We start from the raw sequence: 12,111 nt of genomic DNA, 5'->3' as shown, positions 1-12,111 counted from the left end.
GGGGGACGCTCGGTAACGGCCCCCCGCATGATTGACGCGGTCTTCCAGCCCCTGGCTCGGCTTGCCGGCTTACAGGTTCAGGCGGGGGGTAATTTCAGGTGACGGGCGTACCACGGTCGTCTCGGCACGCGCTTGAACAGGCCCTGCAACAGGTGTTCGTCTTCGCCAAAGGTAATGCGCAGCGCGAGCTTCATGGTCTCGGGGTCCATCTCCATCGAACGGCCCATCTGCAACCCCGGCGTGGTGCTGCAGCCATGGGTATCCGGGCCCAGCCAGGGGTCGCCGACTTCCACCCAACGGCCCGGTGCGAACCAGGCCACGCCGTTGACTTCCATGCGCTGGACTTCGCCCGGATTGAAGCGCTCATGGGCGCGGAACCAGTCCTCGATGCGGTCGTCGATCCAGCCATGGAAATGCCAGAACACCGGGTTGACGTGAGAGGAAAATGGGTCGCCGAGGAAATCGTTTTCCGCCGCATACCAGCGCGCAGCGAAGTCGGCGGGGTCGCGAGCCATGGGCACGGGGGCGCCGTTGGAGGGGTCGCGCGGCACCGAAGCCCAGCGCATGTGCAACCAGTCGTGCAGACCCAGCTCCATCTCAGAACCCAGTTGACCGAGGGTGAATTTAGCCAGGTAACGTGGGTCACGGTATTGGGACTCCCAGACCTGGAAGTTGCTGTGATAGGTCTCGGCAGCCTTGATGTCGCTGACCCACTGGGTGTACTCGGTATCGTCCGGGGCCGACCAGGTGGGCGGCAGCGCGAAGCCATCGTGGTTGTCGAAGTAACGCAGGAAGCCCAGGCGATCCAGCTCCAGGGCCGGTTGCGGTTCGGGAAATTGCGGCCACGAGGGCAGATCCTGCATTGAACGCGCAGTGCCGAGCATGTGCCGATGCATAAAGAAAAAGTCGATCCCCGAGCCGTTGCGGTCCTTGTGTTTTCCCCGCGCATCGCGTTCCTGGCCGCGGGGGCCGGGTTGCCAGCCGATGCCGCGCAGGGCATCGCGTTTCTCTTCGGAGAGCTTGTGCCACTGGTCGCGGGTCGCGTGCCACAGCTGGTGAAACAGGCGGTGCTCGGGGGCAATCAGCCAAGCCAGCAGGGTCGGATTGAGGCCAATGCGCTGGCGAGCCTCGGGGAACCACTGCTTGTGGGCAATGAAACGATTGTCGCGCTCAACTAAAGCCAGCGGCCGGTCGAGGTCGAGGATCTGCCCACTGAGGGTGCTGCTGCCAGCGTTGGCAAAGGCAGCCCAGACCTCATCAAGGGTCATCTTGAATTCATAGGCCGGCGCGCCGTCGGCCGAAGCGCGGTCGATCAGGCGCCAATAGAGCACGGCGCTCTCCCCTGTCAGCAGGTCACCCAGCACACGGTAACGCGGCTCGCCCTCGGCGCGCAGATGGTCTGCGGTGTCCAGGTACCCCCGCAGACCGCGTCCACGGGGCGCGATGTCGAGCAGCAGTTGCAAATCTTGCAGTGGCAGCCCTTTGAGGCCGGCGTCGCGGCCTTCAAGGCGCAGGTCCCAAACCCCACGCAGCGTGTTCGCCAGGTGCTGGCCGGCGGTGTCGGCCAGGTCCACCGTGGCTTCGCCGGGGGTGATGGGGAATTCTTCTTCGCGCGTCAACTCGCGATGGGCATAGAAGGCGGCCGGCACAGCCGCGCCTGTCAGCGCCAGGCCTGCGATGAACCCACGTCGAGAGATGGTCATTGTCTACCTTAGGAAACGGCTTTATCAGAGCTAGAACGTTTGCCCGCCGGGGAAATTTACCGGCGCGCCCTGCCCGCCTAAATTTCCCCACCCATCACTCGTTCCTCCCTGATAGCGAAGGCCTCAACTGACTGAGATGGCAATGACAAAACCACGTTCGAAAAAGGCGCTGTATATCGGCTTGCCCCTGGCACTGGCCATCGGTGCCGGGGCCGGTTTCCTGGTCTGGGATCACTGGTTCAAGGGCAATGCCGGTTACCCGTTGGCGGTGATCAAGCAGGCCGATGAAATGCAGGATAGGTTGTTGTCGTTTGACAGCCATATCACCGTGCCCGTGGATTTCGGTACCGCAGGCAACGAGGCGGACAAGGACGGCGAAGGTCAGTTCGACCTGGCCAAGGCGGCACGCGGGCGCTTGTCCGGCGCAGCGTTGACCATTTTCGGCTGGCCGGAAATCTGGAACGGCCCCAACGCCCCGCACAAACCCACCGATGGGTTTGTCGAAGCCGCGCGCAACGAACAGGAAGTGCGCTACAAGATCATCAGCGGCATGGTGCGTGACTTCCCCAACCAGGTCGCCATCGCCTACACCCCGGATGACTTCCGGCGCCTGCATGGCGAGGGCAAGTTCGCAATCTTCATCAGCATGCTCAACGCCTACCCGCTGGGCAACGACTTGAACCAGTTGGACCTGTGGGCGGCGCGCGGCATGCGCATGTTCGGCTTCAGCTATGTGGGCAACAATGCCTGGTCGGACTCGTCGCGGCCGCTGCCGTTTTTCAATGATTCCACCGACGCCCTTGACGGCTTGTCGGACATTGGCAAGCAAGCGGTGCACCGCCTCAATGACCTGGGGGTGATCATCGATGTGTCGCAAATGTCGACCAAGGCCCTGGAGCAAGTGGCGCAGTTGAGCGGCACACCGATGGTGGCGTCCCATTCGGCGCCGCGCGCCTCCGTGGATATCCCGCGCAACCTGAGCGACAAAGAGCTGCAACTGATCAAGAACAGCGGCGGCGTCGTGCAGATCGTGGGCTTCTCCGCCTACCTGCGTCCCCTGAGCCAGCCGACCCAGGACAAGCTCAACGCCCTGCGCGCACGCTTCGACCTGCCGCCCCTGCCTAATCTGGCCGTGGCGCTGATGCCGGGCGACGCAATCATCGCCGCCTGGCCCGAGCACAGGTTCGGCGAGTACGCCAGCGCGCTGTACGGCATCCTCGACGAGGAACCCAAGGCCACCCTCAAGGATCTGGGGGATGCCATCGACTACACCGTGCGCAAGATCGGCATCGATCATGTCGGCCTGTCTTCGGACTTCAACGACGGGGGCGGCATCCAGGGCTGGAACAACGTCGGCGAGATACGCAACGTCACTGCCGAATTGATCCAGCGCGGCTATTCCGAGGCCGATATCGCCAAGCTGTGGGGAGGCAACTTCCTGCGGGTGTGGGACCAGGTACAAAAAGCCGCCAAACCCTTGGCCAACCGCTAATCATCCAGAAGCCCGTCCATGACCGACCGCCGTACCTTTCTCAAGCAGGCTGGTGTATTTGCTGCCAGCCTGCCACTGGGCGCCGCCCTGCTTCCGCAGGCCCTTGCCGCCCCTGCAACCGATGACCCATGGACGGGGCTCAAGCAACTGTTCAACCAGGACCCGGATTACCTGCACTTTTCCAATTTCCTGGTGGCTACCCACCCCAAGCCGGTGCGCGAGGCTATCGAGCGTTACCGCGCACAGATCGACCGCAACCCAGGGCTGGCCATGGACTGGGACCTGCAGGAAACCTGGAAGCGCGAAGGCCAGGTGCGCGAGTGGGCGGGACGCTACCTGAAGGCCACCCCGCCGCAGATCGCCCTCACCGGCAGCACGTCCGAAGGGCTGGCGATGATTTACGGCGGGATCAAGGTGCGACCTGACCAGGAAATCCTCACCACCGTCCACGAACACTATGCCACCGAGTACAGCCTGGACTTTCGCGTGCGCAAGGAGCAGACCCAGGTCCGCAAGATTCGCCTGTTCGACAGCGCCAACCGCGTGTCTGCCGACGAGGTGCTGGGCAACATCCAGCGCAATATCCGCCCCAACACCCGCGTCCTCGGTATGACCTGGGTGCAGTCCGGCAGCGGCGTGAAGCTGCCCATTGGCGAGATCGGCAAGCTGGTCGAAGAACACAACCGCAACCGTGACGACAAGGACCGTATCCTTTACGTGGTGGATGGCGTGCACGGTTTCGGCGTAGAAAACCTCGACTTCCCGGATATGCATTGCGACTTTTTCATCGCGGGTACCCACAAGTGGATGTTCGGCCCACGCGGCACGGGCCTGGTCTGCGCCCGCGACCCGCAAAACAACGACGTGACCCCGATGGTGCCAACCTTCTCCGAAGACAAGGACTTCGCCACCGTCATGACCCCGGGCGGCTACCACGCCTTCGAGCATCGCTGGGCGGCGGACGAAGCCTTCAAGCTGCATCTGCAACTGGGCAAGGCGCAGGTGCAGGCGCGGATTCATGCACTCAACACCGAACTGAAAGACCAGTTGCTGGCACACCCAAAGATCGAACTGGTCACCCCCCACAGCCCTGAACTGTCGGCCGGTTTCACCTTCTTCCGCGTCAACGGCCAGGACAGTGATGCCGTGGCGGCCTACATGATGAAAAACCGCGTGGTGATCGACGCCGTGGACCGCGATGTCGGCCCGGTGATCCGAACCGCCCCCGGCCTGCTCAATTCCTCCGCCGAGATCCAGCGCTTCATGACCTTGCTGAGCCAGCGGGCGTGACACCCACCTTTTCCCCTTTGAATGAGAGGCCCACATGAACAAACCGCTCACAGCCCTGGCGCTTTCCGCCCTGTGCAGCGCCTTGCTGCCCAACCTGGCCCAGGCCGCCGCGCCACAACCCGGCAAAGTGTTCAAGGACTGCAAGGACTGTCCGGAAATGGTGGTGCTGCCTGCCGGCACCTTCACCATGGGTACGCCGGACGATGAAGTCGGCCGCGAGCCGGATGAAGGCCCGATGCACGACGTGACCTTCGCCAAACCGTTCGCCATGAGCCGCTTTCACATCACCGCCGGCGAATGGGACAGCTACATCCGCCAGACCGGGGTGAAGATCGCCGACGGTGACACCCGCCCCGGCCGCGAATGCATTGCCAGCAAGCCGCGCTACCCCCAGGGCCCACGCCAGCCGGCGGTGTGCATGGACATGAACGACATCAAGCAGTACGTGGCCTGGCTGTCGAAAAAAACCGGCCAGCAGTACCACATGGTCAGCGAAGCCCAACGTGAATACGCTGCGCGCGCCGGTTCTACCGGGCCATTCCCCTTCCCGTTCGACGAGGGCAAGGACTACAGCATCGCCAAGCACGCCAACACCTATGGCCCGGCCGATGGTTACAGCTACTCGTCGCCCGTCGGCAGCTACCCGCCGAATGCGTTTGGCATGTACGACATGCATGGCAACGTCTACGAGCGAGTGGCCGACTGCGAGCACTCCAACTACATCGGCGCGCCTACCGACGGCAGCGCATGGATGGAGCCAAACTGCGAGGGCTACATGATTCGCGGCAATGACTGGGGAGAAGCGCCGGTGTTCTCGCGCTCCGGCAACCGCAACAACATCTACCCGCAGACGCGGGGGGATTGGATTGGCTTCAGGGTCGTGCGCGACCTGTAATAACGCAGAAGATCAAATGAGGGAGGGGACTTACCCGATGGTGGTGTACCCGTCAGAGTATCAGTACCGACCTACCGCCCTCGGCGGTATAAGTCTCTACACAACGCTGTAGCAACCCCGGCGACCAAGGTAACCACGATGCGAAGCGAGCCGCTCTTGATCTCGCTTTTGATCTCAGGCGCCCCGTCAAACACGCTGGCCGGAATTCGACAGGGATTTGGGGGGTAAACCGGCAGGGATGCCGGTTTAGCCGCCCCGCGCCATGGATGGCGCGTGGCGGCGGCCCCCCAAATACCTGTCGGATTACGGGCACACCGAGCCTAGGCGAGGTGCCGAGTGTTGGGGCGAAGGCCTTTTGGTTACTTTTGGGCCTTTCCAAAAGTGACCCGCCGTAAGGGCGGAACCCATAGCGGCCGTTACCCAAATAACGGATATGTACCCAGTCTGATCCAACATCCAGGCCAGCGGTCAGGCCGCCACGGGAGCAAGCTCCCTCGCCACAGGTCCAGCGCCATACCCAGAATTGTGTAGATACCGAGGCCTCGATGGCGCTGAATCAGTCACCTGATGAATTGACTGATACACCGCTATCGGGGGCAAGCCCCCTCCCACATTTGGATCGCAGCCTAACCGTTAGATGGCGCTCGGCTGTCAGGCCGCCACGGGAGCAAGCCCCCTCGCCACAGGTCCAGCGCCATACCCAGAATTGTGTAGATACCGAGGCCCGGATGGCGCCGAATCAGTCACCTGATGAATTGACTGACACACCGCTATCGGGGGCAAGCCCCCTCCACATTTGGATCGCAGCCTAACCGTCAGATGGCGCTCGGCTGTCAGGCCGCCACGGGAGCAAGCCCCCTCGCCACAGGTCCAGCGCCATACCCAGAATTGTGTAGATACCGAGGCCCGGATGGCGCCGAATCAGTCACCTGATGAATTGACTGACACACCGCTATCGGGGGCAAGCCCCCTCCCACATTTGGATCGCAGCCTAACCGTTAGATGGCGCTCGGCTGTCAGGCCGCCACGGGAGCAAGCTCCCTCGCCACAGGTCCAGCGCCATACCTAGAATTGTGTAGATACCGAGGCCCGGATGGCGCCGAATCAGTCACCTGATGAATTGACTGACCCACCGCTATCGGGGGCAAGCCCCCTCCCACATTTGGATCGCAGCCTAACCGTTAGATGGCGCTCGGCTGTCAGGCCGCCACGGGAGCAAGCTCCCTCGCCACAGGTCCAGCGCCATACCTAGAATTGTGTAGATACCGAGGCCTCGATGGCGCTGAATCAGTCACCTGATGAATTGACTGACACACCGCTATCGGGGGCAAGCCCCCTCCCACATTTGGATCGCAGCCTAACCGTTAGATGGCACTCGGCTGTCAGGCCGCCACGGGAGCAAGCCCCCCTCCCACATTTTTAACTGTGCCCGCTTTAGATTCCCTGCTGCGCCAACAACGCCAACCCTTCATGCAACGCCGGGAACAGGCTGTTATTGAAGTTGTTCCAACGCAACTCAAGGATGGTGTCCTCCGGCGAGATCTCGGTCTTGAGCACGTCGTGGAACACTTCGCCCGAGTCGATGCCGTTGTCCACGTAGTGGAACGACGCGCCGGTGAGGTACAGCGGCGCCGAGGGCGTCGTGGCCTTGGTCGCCCAATCCGTGACCGTCAGCCCACGCGCGCCGTACAGGGCATTCCAGGTCGCATACGCACCACGGCGCTCGTACGGCGATTCGATGCGGGTGATACCCGGGTGGATGTTCATGATGCGACGGGCAAACGGCGCACCGGGGCGCACCAGCTCGTCCAGAATCACCAGCAGGCCGTCCAGCACCACGATATCGGCCTTCAACTCCACCAGCGTGTCATGCAGGCGGCGTTCGAAATCCTGCTTGCCGGCGATATGTTCCGCGCTGCCCCGAGGCAGGCGCCGATAGGTCGACGGCACACTCAGTAACAGATCATTGACCAGGCGCCCCTGCACGCGCAGGTCGGCGGGATACAGCCACTGGCGACCCGGCTGGTAGGCAAAACCGTAGTCGCTGACCAATTGCTGGTCCCGTGGGTTCTGCTCGTCATCGTCATACACCACGCCCACCAGGTTGTAGGCCTCGCCCAGCGGCGTGTCGTTCAGCGCCCCCACCAGGGATTCCAGCACCGACATCATGTAGCGCTCATGGTCCTTGTACGCCACCGGCTGCCCGGCCTTGTCGGCCGCGGCATTGCGCAGGGACCACACGTACACCAGATTCTTTTTCGTCATTGTCTCGCTCTCGCTGGATAGATCAGGCACGCGCCAATACGCGTGCGCCTACACCACAAGAACGAACCAGCCCACGCGCAATTTATCCACCCCGGCCACCGCCCGGCACACCGAGCTAAATAGTCGCGTCGACACTTCGTTTGTCATGGGTAAGGGTCTGTGTGCCCAGCCCCCTCTTTTTCACTTTCCGGGAAGTATTTATGACCGACCCCAAGCGCGGCGCCTTCAACGGTCTGCTCGCATTGCTCAGGCCCTTTCGCACCATCGTGACCGTCTCCGTCGCCCTGGGCATGGCCGGCGGCCTGGCCATCACGTTGCTGCTGGCGACGATCAACAATGCCCTGCACTCCCCACAAGGCATGACCCAGGGCGTGATCCTGACCTTTGCAGCCTTGTGCGTGCTGGCCCTGGTCAGCTCGATCATTTCCGACATCGGCACCAACTACGTCGGCCAACGGATAATTGCCGCCCTGCGCAAAGACCTGGGGGAAAAAGTGCTGTCGGCGCCCATCGGGCAAATCGAGCGCTACCGCTCCCATCGACTGATCCCGGTGCTGACCCACGATGTCGACACCATCAGCGACTTCTCCTTCGCGTTCACGCCCTTGGCCATTGCCGCCACGGTGACGCTGGGCTGCCTGGGCTACCTGGCTTACCTGTCGGTACCGATGTTCCTGATGATGGTCGTCGCCATCGTGATTGGCAGCGCCGTGCAGTTCATCGCCGGCGGCAAAGGTATCCAAGGCTTTGACTTGGCACGCAGCCATGAAGACGAATTGCAGCGTTATTACAACGCCATCGCGTCCGGCGCCAAGGAACTGCGCATGCATCGGCCACGACGCTTTCGCATGAACACCCACCGTATCCAGGAAACGGCGGACCGCATCAGCGATATTCAGGTGCGTTCGGTCAACATCTATATCCTCGCCAAGACCTTCGGCTCGATGCTGTTCTTCGTCGTCATCGGCCTGGCCCTGGCGATGCAGGCCTATAACCCGAACCCGGACCCGACCGTGATCACCGGCTTCGTGCTGGTGCTGTTGTACATGAAAGGCCCGCTGGAACACCTGCTGGGTTACCTGCCCGTGGTGGGCAAGGCGAAGATTGCCTTTGGGCGTATCAGCGAGTTGTCGGAGCGCTTCTCCTCTCCGGAACCGCACCTGCTGATGGATGACAGCGAGGCGCCGACACCGATCGTCAACAGACTGGAACTGCGCAACGTGAGCTACAGCCCACCGGCCGTGGAAGGCAGCGAGCCGTTTCACCTGGGGCCGATCAACCTGAGCATTGCCCAGGGCGACATCGTGTTTATCGTCGGCGAAAACGGCAGTGGCAAGACCACGCTGATCAAATTGCTGCTGGGGCTCTACCCGCCGCAGTCCGGCGAAATCCTGCTCAACGGCGAGGCCGTGACCGACCCCGAGCGCGATGACTATCGCCAATTGTTCACCACGGTATTCGCCGACTATTACCTGTTCGACGACCTCGTCCAGGGCAGCGCCACCCAGTCACTGGACAGCGCGACTAAATACCTGGAACGCCTGGAGATCGCGCACAAGGTCAGCGTCAAGGACGGCGTATTCAGCACCACCGACCTGTCCACCGGCCAGCGCAAGCGCCTGGCACTGGTCAACGCATGGCTGGAAGAACGCCCAGTGCTGGTGTTCGACGAATGGGCCGCCGACCAGGACCCGGCCTTCCGTCGAATTTTCTATACCGAACTGCTGCCGGACCTCAAGCGCCTGGGCAAAACCATCATCGTGATCAGCCATGACGACCGTTATTTCGACATCGCCGATCAGCTCGTACGGCTGCGCGCCGGCCAGGTGGTGCACGAGATGGAGCCTGCATGAAATTTTCTTTTCCGGTTTTCCGAAGTAGAAACGTCTCACTAGTGGTAATGAGAACCAACCTCAATAAACTTTAAAATTTGCCCACTTAAAACACAGAAGAGAAACCATCCATGTCAGCACGACTCGGTCTCAGCCCACTGAGCAAAGCGCTAACCAGGGCCCTGAACATCAACCTCCTGCCGAGCGCGCTTGCCCTTGCGGTATCGCTGCCGGTTGCCGGCTATGTGCAGGCACAGGAGATCGAGTTGGACATTCCAGCACAGGCACTGGGGAGTGCACTGCAGGAATTCGGCCGCCAGGCCAACCTGCAGGTGCTGTACAGCCCGACCGACGTAGCAGGAAAAAACAGCACTGCGATCAAAGGCAAACTGGATCCACAGCAGGCGATCAACACCTTGCTGGCAGGCACTTCAACCACCCACAGCCTCAGTGGCAACGCGCTGACCGTTACCGCCGCCGGCGCGTCCGCCGGGCTGGAATTGAGTCCGACCCAAGTGACCGGCAACGTGCTGGGCAACATCACCGAGGGCTCCGGCTCCTACACGCCGGGCACCATTGCCACGGCCACGCGGCTGACCCTGACCCCGCGGGAAACCCCACAGTCGATCACGGTGATTACCCGGCAACATATCGAGGACTTCGGCCTCAACAACGTCGATGACGTGATGCGCCACACGCCTGGCATCACCGTATCGGCCTATGACACCGACCGTACCAACTATTACTCGCGTGGATTCTCGGTCAACAGTTTCCAGTACGACGGTATTCCGTCCACCGTGCGCAACGTCGGCTACTCGGCGGGGAACACCCTGAGCGACATGGCGATCTATGACCGCGTCGAAGTGCTCAAGGGTGCCACCGGCCTGCTCAACGGCGCCGGCTCCCTGGGCGCGACCATCAACTTGATCCGCAAGAAGCCGACGTCGGAGTTCAAGGGCCACGTGCAACTGGGGGCCGGCTCCTGGGACAACTATCGCAGCGAAGTGGATGTGAGCGGCCCGTTGACCGACAGCGGCAATGTCCGGGGCCGTGCAGTGGCGGCGTACCAGGACAAAAAGTCCTTCATGGACCACTACTCGCGCAAGACCGAAACCTACTACGGCATTACCGAGTTCGACCTGTCACCCGACACCATGTTGACCGTCGGCTTCGACTATCAGGACAACATTCCAAAAGGCTCCAGCTGGTCCGGTTCGTTCCCGTTGGTCAACTCCAACGGCAGCATCAACAAGATGCCACGCTCCTATAACAACGGCACCACCTGGAGTTCCTGGGAACAGAACACCCGCACCGCCTTTGCCATGCTTGAGCATGATATGGGTGACGGCTGGGTCACTAAATTCCAGCTCGACCACAAGATCAACAGCTACCATGCCGACCTCGGTTCGATCCAGTTTGTCCAGCCGGCAGCCGATGGCACCGCCGAGATCAACGGTCAGAAATACACCGGTGAAACCAAAAGCACTTCGGCCGACCTCTACGCCACCGGGCCTTTCAGCCTGTTCGGCCGCGAACATGAACTGGTGGTGGGCGGCTCGATCGGCACGTCGCGTTGGCAAGGCAAGGGGTACTGGTCGCCAGAATGGCCAGGCGGCAACAAAGTCGATTTCTATAACTGGAATGGCCACATCGCCAAGCCGATCTACGGCCCCGTCCAGCAATACAACGACGATACCATCCGCCAGACCGGCTACTACATGACCACACGCTTGAACGTGATGGATGACCTGCACGTGATCCTCGGTGGGCGCGTCGCCAACTACCACGTCACCGGTATCAACCCTTCCTACAAGGAAACCGGTCGGTTCGTGCCGTATGCCGGCGTGATCTACGACCTGAACGACAATCTCTCGGTGTACACCAGCTACACCGATATCTTCCAACCCCAGGAAAGCACGTACAAAGACCGCAACCAGACGTTGCTGGAACCGGACGAAGGCCAAAACTACGAGCTGGGCCTGAAGGGCGAGTTTCTCGACGGTCGCTTGAACACCAGCATTGCCTACTTCGAAGTGCATGAAGACAACCGTGCCATCCCGGACGATGCCTATAACAACCAGACTCCTTCCCCGCAAAACTATGCGTTCAAGAGCTCCAAGGCCGTCACCAAGGGTTACGAAGCAGAAATCTCAGGTGAGCTGGCGCCCGGCTGGCAAGTACAAGGCGGTTACACCCACAAGATCGTGCGGGACGCAGACGACAAGAAGATCTCCACCTTCGAACCTGAGCACCAGGTCAACCTGAACACCACTTACAAACTCAAGGGCGACCTCGACAAGTTCACCATCGGTGGCGGCCTGCGCTGGCAGAGCAAGGGTTGGAATGAAATCTACAACTCGCAGCTCAACACCAACCAGGACATCACCCAGAAGGCCTATTGGCTGGTGGACTTGATGACCCGCTACCAGGTCACCAAGAACCTTTCGGCGACTGTCAACTTCAACAACATCTTCGACAAGTCCTACTACACCAACGTGGGCTTCTATAACTCGGCGGCCTACGGTGAGCCGCGCAACGTGATGTTCAGCACCCGCTGGGACTTCTGATGTGATGCCTTGATCGCCCTTGCGGCGACCAATCGAAAGCCCGATGGAAGCGCTGCTTTCATCGGGC

At 61.4% G+C, this 12,111-nt stretch carries 7 protein-coding genes; 5 read left to right on the top strand and 2 right to left on the bottom strand.

Annotated elements, in window-relative coordinates:
- Positions 1-77: 77 nt before the first annotated feature.
- The gene (gene pvdP, locus AB4N92_RS23805) at positions 78-1,703 is read right to left on the bottom strand and encodes a pyoverdine maturation tyrosinase PvdP (protein WP_045792258.1); all 1,626 of its coding nucleotides are present in this window, start codon (positions 1,701-1,703) and stop codon (positions 78-80) included.
- A gap of 142 nt (positions 1,704-1,845) precedes the next feature.
- On the opposite strand from pvdP, the gene pvdM reads away from it, so the two are divergent.
- From pvdM to pvdO, 3 genes are read left to right on the top strand one after another with little or no spacing between them, the layout of a single operon-like run.
- Complete coding sequence (pvdM, locus tag AB4N92_RS23800) at positions 1,846-3,195, top strand: pyoverdine-tailoring dipeptidase-like protein PvdM (protein WP_236267321.1); 1,350 nt, start codon at positions 1,846-1,848, stop codon at positions 3,193-3,195.
- An 18-nt stretch (positions 3,196-3,213) separates the two neighbouring features.
- Positions 3,214-4,485 (top strand): pyoverdine-tailoring periplasmic protein PvdN, encoded by a 1,272-nt coding sequence (gene pvdN / locus AB4N92_RS23795; protein ID WP_021491742.1) that lies wholly within the window; start codon positions 3,214-3,216, stop codon positions 4,483-4,485.
- A 34-nt stretch (positions 4,486-4,519) separates the two neighbouring features.
- On the top strand, positions 4,520-5,380 hold the full coding sequence (pvdO, locus tag AB4N92_RS23790; protein WP_045792259.1) for a dihydropyoverdine dehydrogenase: 861 nt from the start codon (positions 4,520-4,522) through the stop codon (positions 5,378-5,380).
- A gap of 1,434 nt (positions 5,381-6,814) precedes the next feature.
- Here the strand turns inward: pvdO and AB4N92_RS23785 are convergent.
- Positions 6,815-7,645 (bottom strand): formyl transferase, encoded by an 831-nt coding sequence (locus tag AB4N92_RS23785; protein WP_031291047.1) that lies wholly within the window; start codon positions 7,643-7,645, stop codon positions 6,815-6,817.
- A gap of 200 nt (positions 7,646-7,845) precedes the next feature.
- Here AB4N92_RS23785 and AB4N92_RS23780 point away from each other — a divergent pair, with 200 nt between their 5' ends.
- Both AB4N92_RS23780 and AB4N92_RS23775 read left to right on the top strand, forming a co-directional pair.
- On the top strand, positions 7,846-9,498 hold the full coding sequence (locus AB4N92_RS23780; RefSeq protein WP_236266762.1) for a cyclic peptide export ABC transporter: 1,653 nt from the start codon (positions 7,846-7,848) through the stop codon (positions 9,496-9,498).
- Between the two features lie 110 nt (positions 9,499-9,608).
- Complete coding sequence (locus AB4N92_RS23775) at positions 9,609-12,044, top strand: TonB-dependent siderophore receptor (RefSeq protein ID WP_236266763.1); 2,436 nt, start codon at positions 9,609-9,611, stop codon at positions 12,042-12,044.
- Positions 12,045-12,111 lie beyond the last annotated feature (67 nt).

This window comes from Pseudomonas sp. S3_A09, from assembly GCF_054668065.1.
The sequence above is the reverse complement of the archived record's forward strand: the minus strand, read 5'-3'. Positions and strand labels throughout refer to the sequence as shown.

Excerpts from the sequence above, each read along its gene's own strand:
- AB4N92_RS23785 (WP_031291047.1), bottom strand. The coding sequence starts at position 7,645 with ATGACGAAAAAGAATCTGGTGTACGTGTGGTCCCTGCGCAATGCCGCG.
- pvdP (WP_045792258.1), bottom strand. The coding sequence starts at position 1,703 with ATGACCATCTCTCGACGTGGGTTCATCGCAGGCCTGGCGCTGACAGGC.
- pvdM (WP_236267321.1), top strand. The coding sequence starts at position 1,846 with ATGACAAAACCACGTTCGAAAAAGGCGCTGTATATCGGCTTGCCCCTG.
- pvdN (WP_021491742.1), top strand. The coding sequence starts at position 3,214 with ATGACCGACCGCCGTACCTTTCTCAAGCAGGCTGGTGTATTTGCTGCC.
- AB4N92_RS23775 (WP_236266763.1), top strand. The coding sequence starts at position 9,609 with ATGTCAGCACGACTCGGTCTCAGCCCACTGAGCAAAGCGCTAACCAGG.
- pvdO (WP_045792259.1), top strand. The coding sequence starts at position 4,520 with ATGAACAAACCGCTCACAGCCCTGGCGCTTTCCGCCCTGTGCAGCGCC.
- AB4N92_RS23780 (WP_236266762.1), top strand. The coding sequence starts at position 7,846 with ATGACCGACCCCAAGCGCGGCGCCTTCAACGGTCTGCTCGCATTGCTC.